The 23382-nt window shown below is 42.3% G+C and carries 16 protein-coding genes, 1 tRNA gene and 1 pseudogene; 13 read left to right on the top strand and 5 right to left on the bottom strand.

What is annotated here, in order from left to right:
• Nucleotides 1–157 precede the first annotated feature (157 nt).
• The 3 genes from N0824_RS06125 (at nucleotide 158) to N0824_RS06115 (ending at nucleotide 3277) form a co-directional block, all read left to right on the top strand.
• Entirely contained in the window at nucleotides 158–1987 is a 1830-nt protein-coding gene (locus tag N0824_RS06125; RefSeq protein ID WP_108936103.1) for a tetratricopeptide repeat protein, read from the top strand.
• The gene (locus N0824_RS06120; RefSeq protein ID WP_108936102.1) at nucleotides 1987–3084 is read left to right on the top strand and encodes a glycosyltransferase family 1 protein; all 1098 of its coding nucleotides are present in this window, start codon (nucleotides 1987–1989) and stop codon (nucleotides 3082–3084) included. Before N0824_RS06125 ends, N0824_RS06120 begins: the two co-directional genes overlap by 1 nt.
• A gap of 106 nt (nucleotides 3085–3190) precedes the next feature.
• Nucleotides 3191–3277 (top strand) — tRNA-Ser (locus N0824_RS06115).
• 216 nt (nucleotides 3278–3493) lie between these two features.
• Here the strand turns inward: N0824_RS06115 and mfd are convergent.
• A complete protein-coding gene (gene mfd / locus N0824_RS06110; protein WP_108936101.1) occupies nucleotides 3494–7003 on the bottom strand; it encodes a transcription-repair coupling factor in 3510 nt (1169 codons plus the stop codon).
• A 612-nt stretch (nucleotides 7004–7615) separates the two neighbouring features.
• Here mfd and N0824_RS06105 point away from each other — a divergent pair.
• The 3 genes from N0824_RS06105 (at nucleotide 7616) to N0824_RS06095 (ending at nucleotide 10096) form a co-directional block, all read left to right on the top strand.
• Entirely contained in the window at nucleotides 7616–8551 is a 936-nt protein-coding gene (locus tag N0824_RS06105; protein WP_108936100.1) for a metal ABC transporter solute-binding protein, Zn/Mn family, read from the top strand.
• 239 nt (nucleotides 8552–8790) lie between these two features.
• On the top strand, nucleotides 8791–9486 hold the full coding sequence (locus tag N0824_RS06100; RefSeq protein WP_108936099.1) for a metal ABC transporter ATP-binding protein: 696 nt from the start codon (nucleotides 8791–8793) through the stop codon (nucleotides 9484–9486).
• A gap of 169 nt (nucleotides 9487–9655) precedes the next feature.
• Complete coding sequence (locus N0824_RS06095; RefSeq protein WP_108936098.1) at nucleotides 9656–10096, top strand: DUF29 domain-containing protein; 441 nt, start codon at nucleotides 9656–9658, stop codon at nucleotides 10094–10096.
• Nucleotides 10097–10429: 333 nt separating this feature from the next.
• On the opposite strand, the gene N0824_RS06085 is transcribed toward N0824_RS06095, so the two are convergent.
• Complete coding sequence (locus N0824_RS06085; RefSeq protein ID WP_108936096.1) at nucleotides 10430–11296, bottom strand: alpha/beta fold hydrolase; 867 nt, start codon at nucleotides 11294–11296, stop codon at nucleotides 10430–10432.
• Between the two features lie 293 nt (nucleotides 11297–11589).
• Here N0824_RS06085 and N0824_RS06080 point away from each other — a divergent pair, with 293 nt between their 5' ends.
• The 5 genes from N0824_RS06080 to N0824_RS06060 all read left to right on the top strand — a co-directional run bounded on the left by N0824_RS06080 (nucleotide 11590) and on the right by N0824_RS06060 (nucleotide 16641).
• Nucleotides 11590–12570: an ABC transporter ATP-binding protein gene (locus N0824_RS06080; protein ID WP_108936104.1), complete on the top strand. Its 981-nt coding sequence runs from the start codon at nucleotides 11590–11592 to the stop codon at nucleotides 12568–12570.
• A gap of 111 nt (nucleotides 12571–12681) precedes the next feature.
• Nucleotides 12682–13623 (top strand): ABC transporter ATP-binding protein, encoded by a 942-nt coding sequence (locus N0824_RS06075; RefSeq protein WP_108936095.1) that lies wholly within the window; start codon nucleotides 12682–12684, stop codon nucleotides 13621–13623.
• Nucleotides 13613–14443, top strand: a complete 831-nt coding sequence (locus N0824_RS06070; protein ID WP_108936094.1) for an ABC transporter permease — start codon at nucleotides 13613–13615, stop codon at nucleotides 14441–14443. Before N0824_RS06075 ends, N0824_RS06070 begins: the two co-directional genes overlap by 11 nt.
• A gap of 2 nt (nucleotides 14444–14445) precedes the next feature.
• On the top strand, nucleotides 14446–15972 hold the full coding sequence (locus tag N0824_RS06065) for a Gldg family protein (protein ID WP_108936093.1): 1527 nt from the start codon (nucleotides 14446–14448) through the stop codon (nucleotides 15970–15972).
• A gap of 48 nt (nucleotides 15973–16020) precedes the next feature.
• Entirely contained in the window at nucleotides 16021–16641 is a 621-nt protein-coding gene (locus tag N0824_RS06060) for a Uma2 family endonuclease (RefSeq protein ID WP_108936092.1), read from the top strand.
• Nucleotides 16642–16962: 321 nt separating this feature from the next.
• Here the strand turns inward: N0824_RS06060 and N0824_RS06055 are convergent, their stop codons facing one another.
• On the bottom strand, nucleotides 16963–18441 hold the full coding sequence (locus N0824_RS06055) for a serine/threonine-protein kinase (protein WP_108936091.1): 1479 nt from the start codon (nucleotides 18439–18441) through the stop codon (nucleotides 16963–16965).
• 116 nt (nucleotides 18442–18557) lie between these two features.
• Between N0824_RS06055 and N0824_RS06050 the strand changes: the two are divergent.
• A pseudogene (locus N0824_RS06050) lies at nucleotides 18558–19746 on the top strand (RNA-guided endonuclease InsQ/TnpB family protein).
• Nucleotides 19747–19852: 106 nt separating this feature from the next.
• Here N0824_RS06050 and N0824_RS06040 read toward each other — a convergent pair.
• A complete protein-coding gene (locus tag N0824_RS06040; protein ID WP_108936090.1) occupies nucleotides 19853–20752 on the bottom strand; it encodes a J domain-containing protein in 900 nt (299 codons plus the stop codon).
• A 120-nt stretch (nucleotides 20753–20872) separates the two neighbouring features.
• Nucleotides 20873–22384, bottom strand: a complete 1512-nt coding sequence (locus N0824_RS06035; protein WP_108936089.1) for an ABC transporter permease subunit — start codon at nucleotides 22382–22384, stop codon at nucleotides 20873–20875.
• 198 nt (nucleotides 22385–22582) lie between these two features.
• Between N0824_RS06035 and N0824_RS06030 the strand changes: the two genes are divergently transcribed.
• Complete coding sequence (locus N0824_RS06030) at nucleotides 22583–23338, top strand: amino acid ABC transporter ATP-binding protein (protein WP_108936088.1); 756 nt, start codon at nucleotides 22583–22585, stop codon at nucleotides 23336–23338.
• The last annotated feature ends 44 nt before the right edge of the window (nucleotides 23339–23382 follow it).

The following is a 23382-nucleotide window of genomic DNA, read 5'->3' as shown; positions in this document are numbered from 1 at the left end:
ATTCTCCCCACCCCCATCACCCCAGTTCATAATTCAACCGAGTCAGGAGTCAGTAGCCGGTCGTCAGGAGATTATTTTTATTTATTCTCCCCACCCCCATCACCCCATCACCCCAGTTCATAATTCATAATTCATAATTCATAATTCCCAACCACTTATGACAGAAAATAGAGATAACTTCAACGAAACTTATAAAGCACTAATTGAGCGCATTGTCAATCTAACTTTAGAAGGAAAAATTAGGGCTAAATCACAGGTTTATAACCTTTTAGCCGAGGGAGTAAAAAATGGCACAGGAGAAATTTTTGAGCGTTGTTTAACCGAAAAAATGATCGTTACTCGCTCACAGTTAGAAACAAAAATTAAAGCGACTAGGGTTTTGCGGGCCTTGGAAACGATCGAAAGTGAATGGGAAAAATACCAAAAAACCAATCAGCAAAATTCTCTCACTGCAGCGGCGATCGATAATCTGGTAAAAATCGATCGAGAGGATCGTTTACTGACTTTAGTAAATTTAATTGATCCCAATCAAAATAATGCTTTAACCCTAGAACAATTACAACAGTTAGCCAAGCATTTACAGACAGTTGCTCAGCAGCGGGGAGAAGCGGATTTATGGCAAATTGCCACGGGGATTAATCTGGGGTTAAATACTTGGTCAAATTTATCGAATGATCTCACCAGTTGGCTCTACGAACAAAATCGCAATCTTGGTTTTACTAATGATAATGAGCGAGTGACACCCTGGCAAATTTGGGCAAGTAAAGTTAATCCCTCCTGGTTAAAACGAGTATTAGAAAGTTTAGCTAATCAACAAGCTTTTGATTCTATCACTGAGGATTTAACTTTAGCCGATTGGGTAGAAACTGCTATTGTTTTTCAATATATCCAGAGAGGACTAATTAACTTTTTTGATCAGCGTATCTATAGCGAAAAACTGGGAGCTAAATTATCCATTTCTACCTTTCTCACCTTTGCTTTAATTTGGTCACTTTTAACCAATAGTTTCGAGCAAGTTAGTAAAAATTCTCTCTATAGTCGGGGCTGTTTTCAGATGGCTTTACAAATTCTGAGAACCTTTGCTCAACGGGATTATTTTCCTTTATACGGGGGAATTTTTGCCTCCTTTTCTGGCAGTTATCTCAAGGAGGCCTTAGATTATTTATCAATTCCTCTGCGTTATGTGGAAGGTACGGGAGAAAAGGCGAGAATTTTAACTTTAATTGCCTATTCTAATCGCATTCGCGGCGACTATCCACAGGCCAGAGAATGTCATCAACAAGCTTTAGAAATTGCTCGTCAACAGCAGGACTCTGCTTGTGAAATAGCTAATTTAAACCATTTATCGCGTCTCAATGCTATCCAAAAAAACTATACAGAAGCGATTAATTTAAGTCAGAGAGCTTTAATTTTAAGTCGTCAACAGGGTAATAGTTTAGGACAGGCTAACGCTTTAGCTAATTTGGGTTATAGTCAGGTACAGGAAGCGCAACAGTTAGAGAGATATGATCACGAAATTTATCAAAGTTCGATCGAGTATTTAAAACAGGGATTAAAGTTAGCAGAAAGTCTCCAAGATTGGCAGAGTAAATCCCTTTGTTGTAGCAGTTTAGGTTTAGCATATCTTGTCCTTGAAAGAACCCAAGAGGCGATTAATATTCTCCTGCAAGGATTGGAATCGGCCAAATACTACGGGGATGTATATCTGCAAGGTTTATTACTAACTTATTTAGGCGAAGCTTACTATCAAGACAAGAATTTTGAACAGGCAATTTATATGGGTTCTCTAGGAATGTATTGGCTACACGAAATCGGTGCAGTAGAATGGCGACAAGCTGCTAGTCTATTAACGGTTATTCGCGGCAAAAATATCGCAGCTTTTGAGCAGACTTTCAGTCTGGAACGTTCCTCCCTGATTAAATCTATTGGACTGGAAGGCTACCAATATATCTCAGAAATTCTCAGCAAATATCAACAGGGTAATTAGTGAATACACAGCATAACCTATTAATTAATCTCTCGGTACTTTTTCCCCAACCCACGGGAATCAGTACCTACATTCTTAACCTCTTACCCTACCTAAAAAATTTAGAACCAACCCTACTAACAGCTAATAGTTATCCCGACTTTAACTGTTATTCTATCCCCAAGGGTCTCGGCCCCGATCGAGGAGCGAAAGGTCATTTAAAACGCTTACTCTGGACTCAATGGCAGTTACCGTCAATTTACCGACAATTAAACGCCAATTTACTCTTTTCTCCCCTCCCAGAAGCGCCAATAAATTCTCACTGTCGCTTTGTCGTCATGGTCCACGATTTAATTCCCCTGCGGTTTCCCAGTCTTACTTCCCCCTTAACCCACTATTTCCGTTATTATGTGCCGCAGGTATTACAACAGGCAAAACATATTATCTGTAACTCTCAGGCAACGGCCAAAGATATCACTGAATATTATCAAATTCCCGCCGATAAAATTACTTCTATTCCCCTAGCCTACGATCATCATCACTTTCGCCCTACTGAAGATAATAAGCCAGAACATCCCTATTTTCTCTATCTGGGTCGTCCCAATCCCTATAAAAATTTACCGCGTTTAATCGCCGCTTTTGCCCAACTGCCCCCAGATTTAAGCGATTATCATCTTTGGATTGCCGGCAGCTTTGATCGCCGTTATACCCCCAATTTACAACAACAAGCGCGAGAATTGGCAGTTAGCGATCGCATTAAATTTCTCGATTATATCCCCTACGATGAGCTGCCCAAAGTGATCAGTCAAGCCACTGCTTTAATCTTCCCCAGTCTCTGGGAAGGCTTCGGATTGCCCGTTTTAGAGGCTATGGCCTGCGGTACACCCGTGATTACCTCAAATTTGTCATCTTTGCCCGAAGTCACGGCAACAGCGGCAATTTTAATCGATCCCTATCGAGTCGATTCCATAGCCGATGCCCTGAAAATTATCGCTCAAGATCGACAATTACAGTCAAAATTAAGTCATTTAGGCAAAAAACGAGCTAATGAGTTTAGTTGGCAAAAAACCGGTCTAGCTACGGCCGCAATCTTAAATCAATATCTAGGGTGTGCTTGAAAAGTCTTGCAGTGGGGACCCCAGACAGGTGACAGCGTTTCCCATCAAAAAATAATTTGACAGATCGGCAGCATTTGCTGTAGGATTGATGATCGTGACCTCAATTGGAGAGATGGCCGAGCGGTTGAAGGCGCAGCACTGGAAATGCTGTTTAGGGGTAACTTTAACGAGGGTTCGAATCCCTCTCTCTCCGTACCCAAAGCACCTCATATCTATGAGGTGCTTTTTATAACAGAGTATAGGAGTCAGGATTCTGAATTCACGAGATTACTCTTATTTATTATCTTCTCCCCTGCTCCCCAGTTCATAATTGATAATTTATAATTGATAATTCATAATTCCCACTCCCCACTTCATAATTGATAATTCATAATTCCCACTCTCCTATACTTTTTAAACAGGATTTAGTCTAATTCCTCGTCGGTAAACCATCTTTACACTTAGCCAACCAGTCCAATAAACTATCTAACTGCTGTTGCGGTTTTACCGTTCCTAAACCCCTAACTGTCACCTGTTTGGGACTATAAACAAAGCGTGATTGTATATGTTGGGGTAGGTGTTCTTGTAATAATTTCCACGCTGGTTCCTCCATGGGAGTTTCTAGGATAATATGCTGTTTTCCATCGGGTTTAATGCGCGAAAAACCGAGGGATTTAGCCAGATGTTTTAACTCGATTACCTTAAATAATTGTGCCACCGGTGAAGGAATTGCACCGTATCTATCCACTAAATCGGCGGCAATTTGTCCTAAATTTTTCTGAGAATTGGCAGTAGCGATCGCCCGATAGACATCCATTTTCTGCTCCAGATCGGATATATAATCATTAGGAATAAATGCCGTTAATTTCAGATCGATTTGGGTATCCTCCACTTGGGGAATTTCTTGACCTTGAATTTCCCGCAAAGCTTCCTGTAACATTTCCATATATAGATCAAAACCAATCGCTTCCATTTGTCCCGATTGTTCCGCACCCAATAAGTTACCCGCACCGCGAATTTCCAGATCCCTAGTCGCTAATTGATACCCCGATCCTAACTGGGTAAATTCTTGAATTGCCTTTAATCTTTCCCGAGCGGTTTCTGTTAGTTCTCCCTTAGCTGGATACAGTAACCAAGCGTGCGCTTGTACTCCCGATCGCCCCACCCGTCCCCGCAGTTGATAGAGTTGCGCTAAACCGAATTTTTGGGCATCTTCAATGATAATTGTGTTAACTCTGGGAATATCTAACCCCGACTCCACAATAGTCGTACAGACTAAGATATCCGCTTCCCCATTATTAAAAGCTAACATGGTGGTCTCTAATTCGGACTCATCCATACGACCGTGGCCGATGGCAATTCTAGCACCAGGAATCATCCCTTGAATTGCTGCCGCTTTTTCTTCAATTCCCTCGATTCTTGGTACTACATAAAAAACCTGTCCCCCCCGATCCAATTCATTGCGAATTGCCGTTCTAATCACATCAGAATTATAACTGGAAAGGTGGGTTTGGATGGGACGACGAGAGGGAGGGGGTGTGGTAATTAAACTCATTTCTCGCACCCCAGAAAGGGACATATAAAGAGTCCGGGGAATCGGTGTCGCACTCAAGGTTAACACATCAATATTACTTTTAAAAGCCTTAATTTTCTCCTTTTGATTGACTCCAAAACGCTGTTCTTCATCAATTACCAATAACCCTAAATCTTTAAACTCCACCGCTTTACTCAATAACAATTGAGTACCCACTACTATATCCAATTCCCCCGTTTTCAAGCGCTGGACGATATCTTTTTTCTCGGAATTGGTGCGAAAACGATTTAATAAACCCACGTTGACGGGATAGGGGGCAAAACGCTCCTTTAGGGTGTGATAATGTTGTTGGGTTAAAATCGTTGTTGGTGCTAATAAAGCCACCTGTTTATGACCCGTGGTGACAGCTTTAAAAATAGCACGAATGGCCACTTCTGTCTTACCAAAACCCACATCCCCACAGACTAAACGATCCATCGGGCGATCGCTTTCTAAATCCCGTTTCACATCCTGTATCGCTTTCAGTTGATCAGCAGTGGGTTGGTAGGGAAAAGAATCCTCTAACTCCCGCTGCCAGGGATTATCCATCGGATAGGCAAAACCCGATTTTTTGGCCCGTTGGGCGTAAATATTGATTAAATCAACCGCTAACTTCTTAACTGACTTCCTGACGCGGGCTTTCGTCGCTTCCCACGCTTTGCCAGAGATGTTATGTAATTCTGGCTCTTGACTACCTGTATGACGATAACGGGAGAGATTATCAACAGAATCGGCAGGAACCCGCAATAATCCATCGGCATACTTAATAACTAGATAATCTCGACCTTGCACTACTCCGCTAATTGTGCTTTCCTGCTTTTCTAGTTTGATAAACTGTCCGATGCCATGGTGTTTATGTACTACAAAGTCGAGGGGACGGAGTTTGTTCACGTCCACCTGTACCGAGGCTGCTTGCCGACGTTTGCGGACGTAACCAGCAGTATTTAGAAGATGTTGTCCGAAGAACTCTCGATCAGTAACGACGACTATGCGATAGGTGGGTAGGATAAAACCTTCTAACTCAGCTAATCCTGAGTATTTTAGGGCTGTAGCAGTGTTTTGAATGATTAAGCGCTCGATCGCCCCAAAATCGAGGGGATTGGGGATAAATTGGGCCGGACAGTCGTGTTCCTGTAATAACGAGACTGTGCGGGAGGGTTGGGCAGATATTAACCATGTAGCATACTTATTTACTTTAATACCGCTATAAATCTCTCTTTTTCCCCGTAAAATTTCCGCTAGTTTGGCGAATTGCCCCGGACTGGTGGGAATCCGACGACTGGAGAGATTAAGGCTATTTTCGCAGAGGTGATCGTCTATTTCTGAGAGGTAGAGATGGGGAAATTTGACCGATATTTGCAGAGATTCACCAAAAGAACGGTGAATTTTCGGTAAAGCTGGTTCTATCTCTTGCCAGCGTTCCCCAATATATTCTATCCAGCGATCGCTTCTAGCTTGACAGCTTTCCAGTTCATCAAAGGCAATAAGAGTATTTTCGGGGAGATAATCCAATAAAGAGGCAGGTTGAGGGAAGGACAAGCCTAAAAATCGCTCAATTCCCTCTGGATAAATGCCATTAGCTAATTTTTCCCGCTCTTCAGCCCCTAGATAATCGGCCACTGTCGGGGGGAGAGAAGGGGCAATGATCGCTGCGAAGCTAGTGGGAGTAAGAAGCAGATTGGGGATAGAATCGAGGGATCTTTGGGTGGCAGGGTCAAATTCTCGCAATTTTTCCAATTCATCGCCGAAAAATTCTAACCTGACTGGTAATTCTGCCGAAACTGGGAAAATATCAACGATATCGCCGCGACGACTCCATTGTCCTTCGGTTTCTACCAGTGAAACCCGTTCATATCCTAATCTAGCTAGGGTTAGATCGAGGTTTTTGGCTTCTATAACCCTTCCTACCGCAAAATTATCGCTATATTGCTCGAAAACCTCTCTAGGGGGTAAATGGGGCTGCAGGGCCTTTTCGGTGGTAACGATCGCAATTCCGGCCTCTTGAGGACTGATTAGGGTTTGCCCTGAGCTACGTCGAAGGGACGATAATACCTGCATCTGTCCCCAAATCATCTCCGATTCCCGATTAAATCTCTCGTAGGGGCAAGCTTCCGAGGTGGGATAAAAGAAAACACCTTTCCACGTCATCGCTTCTAATTGTGCCGCCCAACGTGCCGCTTCTTCCAGATTGGCACAGATAATTAAAAGATTTTTTCCTTGACAACGGGCGAAAGCTGTGCTTATTAATCCTTTCGGTAAGCGGGCAAGACCAGTTAGGGTTAAATTGCCGTTTTTCTCCAGTTTTTGGATAAGTTCGGCAGTTAAAGGCGATTTTTCAATGTTGCGAATAACGGAGGCAAAAGTCATTTTTTAGTGATCGGCACTCGGTTTTTGGTTAGGGTTTGCGGCAAAAAGTTTTTCGTGGGGGTAGGGTGTGGGGTGTGGGGTGTGGGGTGTAGGGTTTTACCGATTTTGAGGGGGTCAATTACCTAATTTTCACGGAAAAAGTCCCTGAATTTTCCCCCCGATCACTCCCATGTCCGGTACTTTTTGATTGACAAAAAGTCTGAAAGTTTTACCCAACAAGGTTTTTAGATTTATTCAGCAAGCTCTAGTTAAGCTCTACTGAATTTAAACTGCCTCTTGGGAGTTTTAGTACAAATGCTCAGGCTTCCTCTCCCAACTCCAGCACTCCGGCGCAGTCTTAACGAGTATCAGTTATCAGTTCACCCACTACTTTTTGGAGTTAATTTTTTTGGGCTTTATTTGACTTGACCAGAGGGGGGTCGCAGGCGCACGGATTTTCCATTATCTATATAATATCATGTCAAGCGTTGCTTGGCAAGAGAAATTTTTTAATTGGGAGCGAAAGATCGATGGCAGCAAAACCAGTGCATCTATACCACAATATTTTTAGAATGATAACGATTCTCACCGACTGTGATAAGATGAGAACTATAATCAGACTCAGTTAATCCGATGGGTAAAAATTTCCAGTTAACAGCGATCGCTTTAACCCTGACTATAGCCAGCTTAACAGCTTGTAGTAGTCCTTCGGTCAAGGAAGAGGAAGCAAAGACACCCTTACAGGTGACAGTCAGTATCGTACCGCAGGAATATTTCGTCAAACGCATCGGCGGTGATAGAGTCAGTGTTAATGCCATGATTCAACCCGGGACAGATCCCCACACCTATGAACCAAAACCCGAACAATTAAAAACCACAGCCCAATCGCAAGCCTACTTTAAAATCGGTGTATCCTTAGAGGATGCCTGGAAAGATCGCTTAAACAGTGTTAACCAACAGATGTTAATCGTCGATACCAGTCAAGGAGTAGATAAAATCCCTTTGACAGCAGAACATAATCACGATCATGATCATGATCACGATCACGCTAAGGAAGAAAAACATCAAGCTGGAAAAAACACCCTAGATCCCCATATTTGGTTATCACCAAAACGAGTCAAAGCACAAGCAAAGACTATTTATCAAACCCTAGCACAACTCGATCCGGGTCAGGAAGCTATCTATCGAGCTAACTTGGAAAAATTCAGTCAGGAATTAGACGCATTAGATCAAGAAATTCGGCAAAACTTGGCAGGGATTAAAAACAAAAAATTTATGGTATTTCATCCCGAATGGGGCTATTTTGCCCAAGATTACGGTTTAGAGATGATTGCGATCGAAATCGACGGTAATGAACCCAGTGCTGCCCAGTTAAGTCAACTAATCAAACAGGCCAAAAAAGAGAATATTAAAGTTATTTTTACTCAACCAGAATTTAGCCAGAAAAGTGCCGAAACTATTGCTAGGGAAATTGGGGGACAGGTAATCCCTATCAGTGCCTTTGCTCAAAATTGGAGTGAAAACCTGCGACAAGTTTCCCAAAAGATGGCCACAGTTTTAAATCAGTAATTGTTTGTATATGTAGCTAGACACAATTAATTGCACATATCTAACTACCTCTTGCCTATTGCCCATTGCCTTTTGCCTATCCCAACCAAGAAGTTAATTTTGCCCTAAGTAGTCGGACATAAATTTTGTTGTCTATCTTAAGAAATGTAAACTGCCGCAATTCTTACTGACTCCTGACTCCTGACTCCTGACTCCTCACCCCACAGTTAACTTTACTTTTGTCCAACTACTTATTACTTATGTCAACGATCATTACCATTAATAATCTCTGGGCCGGCTACGAACAGGAACCCATCCTCGAAGATATTAATTTAACCATTGAAGAATTGGATTTCCTGGGAATTATCGGCCCGAATGGAGGAGGAAAAACTACCCTCCTTAAGGTTTTACTGGGATTAATTAAACCTTGGCGGGGAGAAGTCAGTATTTTGGGGCAAAATGTCGAAAAAGGTCGGGAATTAGTCGGTTATGTGCCGCAGTTTGTCGAATGCGATCGCTCATTTCCCATTACTGTGGGTGAGGTGGTGAAAATGGGGAGATTGAGCAGCAAAAAACTCTGGCAAGGCTATAGTAAAAAAGATGAGGTAAGGGTAGATAAAGCTTTAGATAGTGTGGGAATGTTAGCGTTGAAAAAAAGATCGATTGCTGAACTTTCAGGAGGACAGCGCCAACGGGTTTATATCGCTCGCGCTTTAGCGGTAGAACCCCGTCTCTTGATTTTAGATGAACCCACTGCCAGTGTCGATCCCCAAATGCGTGCTAGTATTTTTTCCCTGTTGCAAGAATTGAATGAGTGGATGACCATTTTAATTATTTCCCATGATCTGGGAACCCTATCTACCTATGTTAAATCGATCGGTTGTCTCAATCGTCGTCTCTATTATCACGGCCAAAAATCTCTCACTGCTGCTATGTTAGAACAAGTGTATTGTTAAAAGGTTTCTCCCTTTCTACTGTCAAAACCCTTGACAAATCCCCGCACTTGACATATACTTATATATACAATGGGAATCCGTGCCTTCCTACAGACCCTCTTTTTTTAGGTTAGATAAGCGTCAAGAAAATAAAAACCTAATACCTGACCAGCGCTAAGGAGGATAGGTTATGACAACTAAAGACCTATACGAACAAGACTATCTTGCTTGGTTAGAAGAAACGGCCAAACAACTGCGACAAAAACAGACAGATGTATTAGATTGGGAACATCTCGAAGAAGAAATCGAAGCATTGGGGAACGAACAGAGACATCAAGTAGATAGTTATCTCCTAAAATTGCTCATTCATCTGCTTCTTTACCAATACTGGCTGGAGGAACGAGAAAGATGTGCGCGGGGATGGCAGGACGAAATCGGTAACTTTCGGGTGGAATTAGAACTTTTATTGGAGTCAAAAACCCTTTATAACTATTTTTTAACCAGAATCGCCGTTATTTACCCCAAAGCAGTGAAGCGAGTCCGACAAAAAAGCCAATTACCGGCCGCTATCTTTGCCGAAAGCTGCCCCTATAGTCCCGAACAAATCCTCGATTCCGATTTTCTCCCCTGAAATTCTGGCAGATTTTTTCAAAAAAACCCTTGACAAATCCCCGCCCTTGACAGATACTTATATATAGAATGGGAATCCGTGCCTTCCTACAGACCCTCTTTTTTCAGGTTAGATAAGTATCTAAGCACAATTAATTACACATCTAAGCCACTACTCCGTCAGGCTTCTGCGGTGGTGAGCAAACAGAGAACTGAAAACTCAAATCCGATCCCTAATAGCTGTATCCCCTCTCCTGTCTCCTGTCTCCTGTCTCCTGTCTCGACTAGGAAATTAATTTTGCACGACTACTTGAGCGTCAAAAAAATAAAAACCTGATAACCGATCCCTAACTACCTATAAGCTTTTCACCCAATCACTAATCAACTGGTTAACCTCTGTGGGAATTTCATCGTGGGGACAATGACCGGCAGTTAGATAATATTCTGTCAGAGAAGGATAGTATTGACGGAATTTGGCCCCGCGTTCCCTAGTATTCATCCAAGGGTCCCCCTCACCCCATAACATCAACAGGGGACAACTTAACTTTTGCAGGAGAATATCCACATTTTCCCCCCGGGGAGATTTAAACACAGAAGCAAAAACTTTGGCTGCTCCCGCATCCAGGGAAGGACGACGGATATCTTCTATTAACTGCTCAGTAATGGCACTGCGATCGAGATATACTTTCTCTAGGGTTTTGCGGATAGTTTTGGGTTGACGGGTATAGAGAAATAAGAGATAACTAGCCCAGGGTTGCAGCAAGACTGATCGCAGTAATTTTTGTGCTAAATTAGGCTGACGATTGCTTTCTGTATCGCTAAAGGGACCGGCGCTATTGAGGAGAATTAATCCCCGAACATTCTCGGAATGATTAGCAGCCACACAGAGAGAAGCGTAACCCCCCAGAGAATTACCCGCTAAAACCGTCGGTTGGCCCACAACTTCCTTGATAAAATCGTTTAATTGTTGCTGCCAAAGATTGCCACTATAGACAATATCCGGTTTAGCTGATCTACCAAATCCTAGCAGATCGATCGCCCATACTTCCCATTCTGAGGCTAAACCTTGCACATTTTTTCGCCAATGGTCGGTGGAAGCGCCAAAACCGTGGACTAATAGTAACGGGGGTTTTCCCGCAACTCTAGTACCCGCTTGCACATAGTGTATAGAATTTCCTTGCCATTGCCAATTTTGCCTTATCGTCAGAGCAGCTGTATTCATCTGGTGTTTTGTTAAGTAATGTGAATAATTCTTAGTCTAACCGATTGGGAAACTGGAGACCAAGCTAGAGATTTTTAGCCAAACCCCTTGACTGAAAAGGGAACTTGACATATACTTATATGTAGAGTGGGAATCCGTGCCTGCCTGCAAACCCTTCATTTTTGGGCAAATAACCCTAAAAAACACTCTCAAAAAAAATCTTGAGCGGGATTAATCTGCTGGTATGGGTGGCTAACCCGGGAGAATTACTCCTGAATCACTGGGACAGTTTTTTCCTAATTCCGATAACAGCTATGAAGATTTTGACGATTTTACAGGGATTAATCGACAAAAATCCCTTAACTGAGGCGGATCTAGAAGATTTACTAGCGATCGAATCCTTAAATTTTAGGGAGACTAACCCTCTCATCCTACAGGAAAGGGCGGAACTATTAACGATTCTCTGGCCGCGAGTCTGGCAAAAATGTCAGGAGTTAGGGATAAATCAGCAAAATCAGATTTTGATCAGCTGTTGGCGCTTGTGGATTCCCTGGGCGCTAGAGCTACGCAGCCACGCAAAACCGTTGATTCAAGGCATTTTGGCTCCTCAAGGCACGGGAAAGACCACCTTAACATCCATAATGTCGATTATTTTAGCCTATTTTGATTTAAAAGTAAATAATCTCTCTTTAGATGATATTTATAAGACCTATAATGAGCGAATAAAATTACGTCAAAAGGATGAAAGATTGCGCTGGCGTGGTCCACCGGGTACTCATGATATAGCATTAGGAATTAAAGTTTTAGAACAGGTTTGTCAGCAAGAAAGTCCGATTTTAATCCCGCGTTTTGACAAGTACCTGCATCGAGGACAAGGAGATAGAATTGCAGCGGAACAAGTGGAGCGAGTCGATATTCTTTTTTTCGAGGGTTGGTTTGTGGGCATGAATCCAATAGAAGAAACAGTCTTTGATCATGCCCCCGATCCGATTAATAGCCAAGAAGACCGACAATTCGCCAGGGATAATAATCAAAGATTGCGGGAATATCTACCCCTCTGGTCAAAAATCGATCGCTTACTGATTCTTTATCCCCTTGACTACCGTTACAGTTTACAATGGCGACAGGCGGCCGAAGCAAAAGGAGGTATGAACCCATCAGAAATCGAGGAATTTGTCAAGTATTTTTGGAAAAGTTTACATCCGCAATTATTTCTGCCACCCCTGCTCAAACAAGCGGATATAGTGGTAGAAATTAATCGCGATCATAGTCTGGGAAAAATTAGTTATCAGTGAGCAGTAATCAGTAATCTGTGAAAAGAAAGCCCTAAACTTGTCACTTAACACTATTGACTGAAAACTCCCATCTGATAACTGGTAACTGATAACTGATAACTGATAAAGCTTATGATTGAAGTCGAACATCTGAGTAAAATTTATGGTTCTACCACGGCAATCAGTGACGTGGATTTTACAGTAGAAAAGGGAGAAATACTCGGTTTCTTGGGACCCAATGGAGCCGGAAAAACCACCACTATGAGGATTTTATCCGGTTATATTCCTGCTACGACGGGAACAGCAAGGATAGCAGGATATGATGTGCATCAACAATCCTTAGAAGTGCGTCGTCGCATTGGTTATCTTCCCGAAAATCCTCCCTTGTATCCGGAGATGACCGTGGAAGGTTTTCTTGATTTTGTCGCACGGATTAAAGGCATCTCATCGGGGGATAGAAAAGCGCGGGTAGATTTAGTGTTAGGCAAATGTCAGTTACTAGAAAAAAGAAAAGTTATTATCCGCAAGTTATCCAAGGGTTATAAACAGCGTGTAGGAATTGCCCAAGCGATCATACACGATCCACCGGTAATTATTTTAGATGAACCGACAGTAGGATTGGATCCGAAACAGATTATCGAGGTGAGAAATCTGATTAAAAGTTTAGCGGGAGAACATACAATTATTCTCTCCACTCATATTTTGCCAGAAGTGAGTATTACCTGCGATCGAGCGACAATTATTAATCGGGGTCGCATCGTGGCCAATAATATTACTACCGCTACCCCTGCCGGTTCCAGTTATGAAATTGAGATCGAAGGTGATAGGGATTCTCTGCTAGAAATCCTGCAACAAATACCCCAAGTCGAACAAGCAGCAAAAGTCGGCGATAACCTGCTTAAAATTGTTGGTCAAGTGGGAACAAACCTAGGAGCAGAACTTGCTAGAATAGTTGTCAACAATGGTTATAACCTATTAGAAATGCGTCGCACCCGCAAAACCCTAGAAGATATCTTTCTGGAAGTAATCGGCAGCGGGGAAAGTAATCAGCAAGAGGAGAGACATGATCAATAATATCTGGGCGATTTTTCGCAAGGAATTTCAAAGCTATTTTACCGCCGCCAATGCCTATATCATTATGGGGATATTTTGGTTAGTAGCGGGATTTTTCTTTAACTCCCTTCTCTACGGCATTATTCTCGATATTGGTATCCAAGAACAATCGGGATTTCTGGTAGCCAGAGATACGGTATCTGAATTTATGACCACTTTCATCGGCATGATTTTATCCTCTTTATTGTTGGTAATTTTGCCAGCCCTGTCTATGGGATTATACGCAGAGGAAAAAAAACAGGGAACCCTAGAACTTTTAGCCACTTCCCCCCTGACTAATTGGAGTATAGCCATCGGTAAATTATTGGGAGTGCTGGCCTTTTTTACCGTGATGATTACCCCCCTCTGGATTTATGAAATAGTGGTTTTTAGTACCGCAGTTCCCCCGGTGAATATAGCCAGTATTTTACTAGCTCATCTAGGATTAATTTTACTGGCAGCGGCCATCCTAGCCATCGGGATGTTTATATCTTCCCTCACCAATAGTTCTATCCTTGCTTACATCATCACCTTTATCACCATCTTATTTATCTGGATACTGGATGTAATTGCTAACAATGCCGAAACCTTCTTTCGAGATCGCATCGGAGGAGAAGTGGGAGAACAGATCGGATTTTTCCTGAAAGAATTACTATCCCATCTATCTTGGTATCAACCCTTTAACAATTTCGTGCGGGGAATTTTTGACAGTAGTAGTTTAGTCATCCTCCTCAGTTATATTCTGCTGGGAATCTTCCTAACTACTCAAGCGATCGAAGCGGACCGTTATCAAAGAAACTAACTATGATATACTGGCAAAAATACCGTAAATTTCTCTATATACCCGCCCTATTTCTCGGTAGTGCCGGCCTAACCGTGGGGTTAATTTCTGGTCAATGGTCATCCCTCTCTCTGGGGTTATTAATTGCTGGGGCTATTCTGTTTCTAGGGTGGCTGTTGTTATTAGTAATCACTTCCAAAGACTTTTGGCAAAAAAGAAGTACCCGCACCGGCACTCAAACCCTCATTACTACTATTATTGTCCTCAGCGTTATCGGTTTAATTAACTTTCTCGCCCTCCGTTATCCCTATCGAGTTGATTTAACCGAAAACCAAATCTTTAGTTTATCCCCCCAAACCGAAAGACTATTAACCAATCTGTCAAAACCTGTCAAAGTCTGGATTTTTTCAACCCGGGGAATCAGTGGCAACGAAGAGGAACTTTTAGCCAATTATCAACGCAAAAACCCCCAATTTCAGTACGAGATAGTTAACCCGGAGAAAAAACCCAATATTGTCCAGGAATTTAAAAAACTAGCTGATGATAATCTGTCTAGAGTCTATCTACAGTATGGTGACAAAAAACAACCCCTAAAAACTATTAGTGAAGAGGAAAGTCTCACCGAAGCGAAACTGAGTAACGCCATCGAAACCGCTAAAACTAATCGCACTTTAACCGCTTATTTTCTGCAAGGTCATGGAGAAAATGCCATCAAAGAGCCTCAAGGGGGTTTAGGACAAGCAGTCAATAGTTTAGAAGCAAAAGGTTATCAAGTAGAACCACTTAATCTAGTGGAACGTTCCACCATTCCCAATAATGCCGATGTCATTATTATTGCCAGTCCCAAAAGAAAAATATTTCCCCAGGAAGTCACCGCTTTAAAAAACTATCTTGAGCAAGGGGGCAAAATTTTATTAATGATTGACCCCCAAACCGAAACCGGATTAGAACCCTTATTAACCTCTTGGGGTGTGAAACTAGATAATCGGATTATTATTGATGCTTCTGGTGCCGGGGAAATCATCGGTTTAGGTCCGGCTAGTCCCATTATTACCAATTACGGTAATCATCCCATTACCCGGGATTTTGCTAACGGTATTTCTATCTTTCCCTTTGCTCGTCCCATCGCTACCGTTCCCATCGAAGGAATTGAAGCCATATCTTTAATGATTACCAATGATAAAATGTGGGCTGAGAGTGATTTAAATGATCAGAATCTCCAGTTTAACCCTGAAAAAGATTTAGCTGGCCCCTTTGATTTAGGAGTTGCTCTAACAGGAAAAAAAGGTAAATTAATCGTGATTGGTAATGCCAGCTTTGCCAGCGATGGACTATTTGAACAACAGTTAAACGGAGATATATTTTTAAATTCTGTGCAGTGGTTAGCCAGTGGTGAAACAGCCACCTTATCTATCCGGGCCAAGGAACCAGAAAATAGAAGAATCAATTTAAATCCCCTGCAAGCTAACGCTATTTTTTGGATAGCGATGGTAGTGATGCCTTTAGTAGGATTTACCCTAGCTGGATTGACTTGGTGGCAACGTCGTTAATCGAGTTAGAATCTAGAAAAATCATCTCTCTTATTTACCCTAACTGCCATGACCACAACCCAAACTATCCCCCAATTGTTGACTTTTGATGACTATATCAATCAATATCCCGATGATGGACAACAATACGAATTAATCGCAGGAAAATTATCGGCCATGATGCGACCGATCGGAAAACACGAAGAAATTGGCGGTTTTATAAGCATGGAGTTAGGATTGGAGATTAGAAGACGGCAATTGCCCTATTTTATCCCCAATACTGCCGCAGTAAAACCCCTTCGCCCCCATACGGGTTATCTACCCGATATTATTGTCCTAGACAGAGAAAATCTAGTTAATGATCACTACTGGGAAACCGCTTCCTCAATTTCTCTGGCAACATCAGCTAAATTAATTATTGAAATTGTCAGTTCCAATTGGCGAGATGATTATCTAAAGAAATTCGACGACTACGAACAATTAGGAATTGCCGAATATTGGATTATCGATTATTTAGCCAAAGGTTCGTCCCGATATATTGGCAGCCCCAAAGAACCCACCATTTCTATCTATCAATTAATCGATGGAGAATATCAAGGTAATTTATTTAAACAGGATCAACGTCTTATTTCAGGGATTTTTCCAGAGTTAAACCTCACGGCTAATCAAATTTTTCGTGCTAGAGCTTAAAGAAAAAACCGTATTTTTAAGTAAGTAGTTATAATTAAATTGAAGATAGATTTTGCCTCTGATCCCCCCTGCCCCCCTTGATAAGCTATCCCTTATAGGGATCTTTCTTAACAATTTTTGCAGTAAGCACTCCAACCCTTATCCTGAATTGATTTCAGTTTTTTCCTTGTCAGTAAGGGTGTCAACAAGGAATATTACAGATTGTTAACCGAGTCTTGAAAGCCTTGTGCTACAAAGGTTTGAAATGTTAAGAAAGATGTGACTAAAGGACAGCCTTGATAAGGGGGGTGTCTGACAACTTTTAACACCTACCTACTTAGATTAATTACTATTTTCTTCAGGAGGAGAAGGTGATAAAACAGGAGGAGCGATCGGTTCAATTTTATCCTCATTAACCGGGGGATTAATCACCTCTGGAACAGGGGAAGGAGAAGGAGAAGGGGAAGGAGAAGGAGAAGGGGAAGGAGAAGGGGAAGGGGAAGGAAGGGGAGAAACTTGAGGACTCGGCTCTGTTTCAGGAAGGGGAACAGGAATAGGAATTACTTCTTCTGGGGTGGGACTAGGAGTTAATTCTGGAGTCGCTTCTGGACTAGGAATCACCTCTGGGGTAGGAGTCGGGGATGGAGTAGGAGTCGGGGAATAAATGGGAGTCCGTTGACGAGAAGGTCGTCGGATAGGGGGAAAATCTTGGGAGGGAGGAGGAATGATTTCAGGAATAGGAGAAGGTTCGGGGGTTGGTGATGGTTCGATTTCCTCATTTTTGGGAAAAATAGCCATAAATCCCCGATATCCTAGGACAAAAGCCCCAATTGTCACTGCAAAAATCAGCAAAATCCACGGCCAAGTATTCTTTTTTTCCCCAGAATTGGGTTTAATAACCACAGTGGGGGAGACGGTTGGTTTTGGGGGTGTAGAGGACTTTAATCGGGGACTATGGGGAGAAACTGCGATAGTCGGTTGGGTGGACAAATCGGGGGATATTTCTCCTAAAGCTGCCAACATTTCCCTAGCAGTAGCAAACCGATCGCGGGGATGAAAACGGATCGCTCGATCGATTACCATAGCTAAATTAGGATTAACATTTTCTGCCTCCTGTCGCCAGAGAATTTCCCCCGTGCGCGAGTCAGTTTCTAGATATTGGGGAGTTTTTCCCGTTAATAAAAAAATCGCCGTTAAGCCTAAGCTATAAAGGTCACTAGAAAAGACCGGTCTCCCAGCAGCCTGTTCCGAAGCCATATAACCGGGGGTGCCAAGGGCGATCGAATAGGCACTTTTTCCCGTAGGATCGAGTAAGGTGGCCACTGCCTCTTTCATTACCCCAAAATCGATTAAAACGGGCAAATTATCACTATTTCTTAAGATAATATTATCGGGTTTCACATCCCGGTGAATAATGCGGCGACTGTGAATAAAATCAATAACAGGCAGTAAATTCTCTAAAATCGTCCGCACTACCGAGGAGGATAATTTTCCCTGTCGTTGCTGTTTTTGGGTTAGTGTCTCCCCTTCAATCCACTCCTGCACCAGATAGAAGTGATTATCTTGGGCAAAATAACCGTATAAACGGGGTATTTGGCGATTTTGCTCCCCCAATTCCTCTAAAACGCTTGCTTCTTTCTGAAAACGTTCTTTTAACCATTCTGGCATCTCCTCACTTTGAATAGCCGGCTGCAATTTTTTAATCACACAGCGCCGTTGAGAAGGCATATTCGTATCGATAGCGATATAAGTTTCCCCAAATCCCCCCCTAGCAAGGATACTAACAATTTGGTAGCGATTGTTTAAAAGCACTAGATTCATTACCCTGAGAGTGCAAGCGTGGTCATCGAAAATTTGGGTCTGAAACCCCGTCGTTCTACGACGGCTTTACTGTTAAATATTAGCGCATTTACACGATATATGCTAGAATGCGAGACATGGAAAAAGCCTATTCTTACCGATTTTACCCAACACCAGAACAAGAGTCGCTATTGCGGCGCACTTTGGGCTGTGTAAGATTGGTTTACAACAAAGCTCTCCATCTCAGAACACAAGCATGGTATGAAAGACAAGAAAGAGTAGGCTACGCTCAAACTTCTTCAATGCTAACTGATTGGAAAAAACAAGAAGAATTAAACTTTCTCAATGAAGTAAGCTGTGTACCTTTACAACAAGGGTTAAGACATTTACAAACAGCTTTTACTAACTTCTTTGCTGGTCGTACTAAGTATCCTAACTTCAAGAAAAAACATCAGGGAGGAAGTGCCGAATTTACCAAATCTGCTTTTAAATTTAAAGACAGACAAATCTATTTAGCCAAATGCACGGAACCCTTAGCGATTCGATGGTCAAGACAAATACCAGAAAGCTGTGAACCAAGCACAGTAACAGTCAGATTACATCCTTCTGGACGTTGGCATATATCAATTAGATTTGATGACCCAACAATTAAGCCATTACCAGTAACAGATAAAGCCATTGGAATTGACTTAGGAATTAGTAGCCTCGTGATTACCAGCGATGGCGATAAAGTGTCTAATCCTAAGCATTTTAAGAAACATTATCAGAGGTTGCGAAAGGCACAAAAAAATCTTTCTCGAAAACAGAAAGGGTCAAAAAATCGGGAAAAAGCAAGAATCAAAGTAGCCAAAATTCACGCTCAAATCACCGATAGCAGAAAAGACCATTTACATAAGCTAACCACTCAATTAGTTCGTGAAAACCAAACGATTGTGGTTGAGAATTTAGCCGTCAAGAATATGGTCAAAAACCCGAAATTATCTCAGGCAATATCTGATGTTAGTTGGGGAGAAATCACTCGACAGTTAGCCTATAAATGCCGTTGGTATGGGAGAAACTACATCGAAATAGATAGATGGTTTCCTAGTTCTAAAAGGTGTAGTAATTGCGGGTATATTGCCCTTGAAAATGCCGTTAAATATTCGAGAGTGGGATTGTCCAGACTGTGGGACTCACCATGACCGAGATGTTAACGCTAGTAAAAATATTTTGGCCGCAGGGCTTGCGGTGTCAGTCTGTAGAGCGACCATAAGACCAGAACAGAGTAAATCTGTTAAGGCAGGTGCGAAAAATCCTTCGGGAAAGAAGCAGAAACCTAAATCGTGAGGTTTGGGAATCACCGTCCGTTTACGGCGGTGAGGATGTCAAAAATTGTTCCTAGACTAACATTCTTTCGTTAGGGAAAAAGTCAAGGGAAAAACTAGAGTCAAGTCTAAGGAATCCAGCGACGGATTTTCGTCCACAAAGGTGCATTATCTTGACTACTCATCTCCTGAAAACCTTGATAACAATCGTAGGCGCGATTAAGATGGGCAGTGATTTCTGTAGCATTGGGATGGGAATTGCGATCGGGATGCCAATAACACAAGAGAGTTTTATAATTATTCTCAATCCGGCTAGTCGTGCTAAAAGGAGTAATCCCCAAAACTCGCCACCAAACGGGATTAGCGGACTCTATAATCATCACGGCCAAGGAACGGGGCGAAGGATAGAGAATTTGGGCGATTAATGACCAATCTGACCCATAACACACCCGATAAACCGCTTTAACCCGCTCTTTTCCCAACTGTTGACAAGCTTGTAAATGCCATTGACGAAAATCCCTCCGCATCTGCTGATGAGTTCGCAAATCTCGCCAGGCAAATCTGCCCTCAGCTAGTTTATTAGTCCCGATAGTGTTAAAGTTACCATTAGCGATCGCTTTTAGATCCCAGTAAAGATGATAAAAAGGATCTTGACCCAAGGCGAGACTTTCCAGAATTTCCTTAGCGTAACCTCTAGCCGGATTTAATTGCAATAATTCCCGTAATTCTCGACAAAACTGCTCATTTTCGGGCATACCGCGCCATTGCCAATAGTTAACATCCGGTTTTGCCAGAGACTGCCTATATATACTACGCCAAACTTGCGGAACAGTACAGGCGATCGGGGTAGCCAAGGGAGTAGCCAGGGGATAAAATTGACCCTTTAAAGAGCTTTCAGGAGCATCTTCTAGCAAACAAGCAAGATGATAAGCTGGATGACTACGGGGCTTTTTTTGGGGGCTAATAAACCAAAAAGCCGTTAAAATGACAATTAAGTACAAGAGTAGAGAAAGAATTTGCTCCGCCATCGCAACTTTTAGTTAGTCTGCTCAGTTACCCGAAGAATTATAATTGGTGCTATGGTCGCTGAAAAGTTCTTTGTATCTCAGCTGATTGTCAGGAATCCACACTCTACGATTCTGTTGCCCCTAAGCTTTCTGTTCCTGTTTAGATTTATGTAGGGGATCCATATAAATCTCTAAGCGCTTAAATACCACGGAGGAAAGGGTAGTTAAAACCAAATAAACCAAAGCAACAGCGATATAAATATCGAAAGCTTTATAAGTAGTGGCTACCATTAATTGACCTTGCCGGAATAATTCTTCAAAACCGATTACTGCCGCTAAACTGGTATCTTTAATTAGGGTGATAAATTCATTCCCCAAGGGTGGCAACATCCGGCGAAAAGCTTGGGGAAAAATCACCTCGCGCATGGTTTGCACTGAGGACATTCCTAGACTAGAACAAGCTTCCCATTGACCATTATCGATCGATTGAATACCGCCGCGCATAATTTCAGCTAAATAGGCCGCCACATTTAAACTGAGGGCAAATAAGGCCGCTGGTAAACGATCTAAGTCGATATTTAAGCCAATTTCTCGGAACAACCCGGGCAAACCAAAATAGATCAAGAATAATTGCACCAGCATCGGTGTTCCCCGAAAGAAATCCACATAGATGCGGCAAATTATTTTTAACCATTTGTAGGGAGAAATCAAGGCAATGGCCACTAAAGTTCCACCAATTAACCCGAACAGAAAAGACAGAACCGTTAACAGAATTGTCCAGGGAACCCCTTTAAAAATCAGGTTATAGAATAATTCTCCCCAGTTAAAACTCGATTCCTGTAAATTCTTTAAAGCCGGTGCAACTAAAGGTAATTCTGGCGGTTTTTCTCCAAACCATTGCCTAAAAATAGCATCGTACTGACCACTTTCTATGACTCGACCGAGAGCATTATTAATTAACTGGAGATAGGGAGAATTTTTGGGTAAAGCAATCCCGTAGAATTCTTCCGTTAATAATTCTCCGACTACTTTTACTCCCCGTAAACCCGCTTGTTTAATTGCATACAAAGTCACGGGTTTATCGTTAACTACTGCCTCAACTCGACCATTAATTAATTCCTGCAAAGCTAAAGCCGCCGAGTCAAATTGACTAACCACTGACCCCGGTATTTTTATCGCTTCTAAGGCTCCCGTCGTGCCAATTTGGACGGCAATTCTTTTGCCTTTTAAGTCTTCAAAATTTTTAATCGTTTTATTATCTTCCCGAACAGCTATCGCTAAACCAGCCTTAAAATAAGGTCGAGAAAAAGAAATCGCCCGGGCCCGTTCGGCGGTGATGGTCATGCCACTAATAGCGGCTTCCACTGTTCTCGCTTGTAGAGCCGGAATAATGCCATCAAAGGGTAAATTTCTAAAGTCAATATTGAGATCAGCTTCCTTGCCAATTGCCCGCATTAAATCGATATCAAACCCGGTTAATTGTCCCCCTTGTTGAAATTCAAAGGGCGGAAAAGTTGCTTCTGTGGCGACTCGAAAGGGATTAGGAGGGGTCTGGGAAAAAGCGGGAATAACACTTAATCCGAGCGCCAAGACTAATCCTAACAAGGCAAAGATGACTCTCTGCACCGCCCGCCCTCGCCAAAATTTAATCATTTTTTAATTGTTTCTCCTTGATTTTTTTGCTCAATTAGGTTAATAATTTCGTCCTACTTCCCACCCAAGACAGATGTAGAAAGACTATTTGAGTATTATGATTATTCCCTTTGATAAAATGTCGTCAAGGATACAATCTGGCAGAAACTAATCTCGATACCTTTGTACAGAATGTAAAATTTTTTACGAGAGGACATCATGACCACTACCACCCCTGTGATTGTTAGTGAAGGTTTACGCAAAAGTTACGGCTCTTTAGAGGTACTTAAAGGAGTTACAGGCACTCTTTATCAAGGGGATGTGGTATCGGTAATCGGTCCCTCTGGCTGCGGCAAAAGTACCTTTTTACGCTGTCTCAATCGTTTGGAAACAATTAACGGCGGCCGCTTGGAGGTGATGGGAATTGACATCTCTTCCCCGAAGTTAAATCAATCAGTCCTCCGCAAGTTACGCAGCCGGGTAAGTATGGTGTTTCAACACTTTAATCTTTTTCCCCATCTCACCGTTTTACAAAACTTGATGTTAGCGCCCAAGCAAGTGTTACACCACTCGGAAAATGAGGCTAAGGATACGGCAATTCATTATCTGGAAAAGGTGGGATTAGCACCAAAAGCCGATGTTTATCCTGACCAGTTATCGGGAGGCCAAAAACAACGGGTGGCGATCGCTCGCAGTCTCTGCATGAAACCAGAGGTGATTTTATTTGATGAACCCACTTCGGCCCTGGATCCGGAATTAGTCGGGGAAGTGTTAAACGTTATGCGTCAATTGGCCGATGACGGTATGACTATGGTAGTCGTCACCCACGAAATGCAGTTCGCTAAGGAAGTCTCTAACAAGGTTTTGTTCTTTAATCAAGGTGTCATCGAAGAAGCAGGCGATCCCGACACTTTCTTTAATAATCCCCACAGCGAGCGCCTACAAGCTTTTTTAAGTCGTATCAATAGTAATTAGGGTTGGCTGAATTCAGGAGGCAAAAGGCAAAAGGCAAAAGGCAA

It is taken from the genome of Microcystis sp. 0824, assembly GCF_003112475.1.
Taxonomy (GTDB): Bacteria; Cyanobacteriota; Cyanobacteriia; order Cyanobacteriales; family Microcystaceae; genus Microcystis; species Microcystis aeruginosa_C.
This window is presented reverse-complemented; position numbering and strand designations above follow the sequence as displayed.

Excerpts from the sequence above, each read along its gene's own strand:
- N0824_RS06125 (WP_108936103.1), top strand. The coding sequence starts at position 158 with ATGACAGAAAATAGAGATAACTTCAACGAAACTTATAAAGCACTAATT.
- mfd (WP_108936101.1), bottom strand. The coding sequence starts at position 7,003 with ATGACTTTTGCCTCCGTTATTCGCAACATTGAAAAATCGCCTTTAACT.
- N0824_RS06105 (WP_108936100.1), top strand. The coding sequence starts at position 7,616 with ATGGGTAAAAATTTCCAGTTAACAGCGATCGCTTTAACCCTGACTATA.
- N0824_RS06100 (WP_108936099.1), top strand. The coding sequence starts at position 8,791 with ATGTCAACGATCATTACCATTAATAATCTCTGGGCCGGCTACGAACAG.
- N0824_RS06095 (WP_108936098.1), top strand. The coding sequence starts at position 9,656 with ATGACAACTAAAGACCTATACGAACAAGACTATCTTGCTTGGTTAGAA.
- N0824_RS06085 (WP_108936096.1), bottom strand. The coding sequence starts at position 11,296 with ATGAATACAGCTGCTCTGACGATAAGGCAAAATTGGCAATGGCAAGGA.
- N0824_RS06080 (WP_108936104.1), top strand. The coding sequence starts at position 11,590 with ATGAAGATTTTGACGATTTTACAGGGATTAATCGACAAAAATCCCTTA.
- N0824_RS06075 (WP_108936095.1), top strand. The coding sequence starts at position 12,682 with ATGATTGAAGTCGAACATCTGAGTAAAATTTATGGTTCTACCACGGCA.
- N0824_RS06070 (WP_108936094.1), top strand. The coding sequence starts at position 13,613 with ATGATCAATAATATCTGGGCGATTTTTCGCAAGGAATTTCAAAGCTAT.
- N0824_RS06065 (WP_108936093.1), top strand. The coding sequence starts at position 14,446 with ATGATATACTGGCAAAAATACCGTAAATTTCTCTATATACCCGCCCTA.
- N0824_RS06060 (WP_108936092.1), top strand. The coding sequence starts at position 16,021 with ATGACCACAACCCAAACTATCCCCCAATTGTTGACTTTTGATGACTAT.
- N0824_RS06055 (WP_108936091.1), bottom strand. The coding sequence starts at position 18,441 with ATGAATCTAGTGCTTTTAAACAATCGCTACCAAATTGTTAGTATCCTT.
- N0824_RS06040 (WP_108936090.1), bottom strand. The coding sequence starts at position 20,752 with ATGGCGGAGCAAATTCTTTCTCTACTCTTGTACTTAATTGTCATTTTA.
- N0824_RS06035 (WP_108936089.1), bottom strand. The coding sequence starts at position 22,384 with ATGATTAAATTTTGGCGAGGGCGGGCGGTGCAGAGAGTCATCTTTGCC.
- N0824_RS06030 (WP_108936088.1), top strand. The coding sequence starts at position 22,583 with ATGACCACTACCACCCCTGTGATTGTTAGTGAAGGTTTACGCAAAAGT.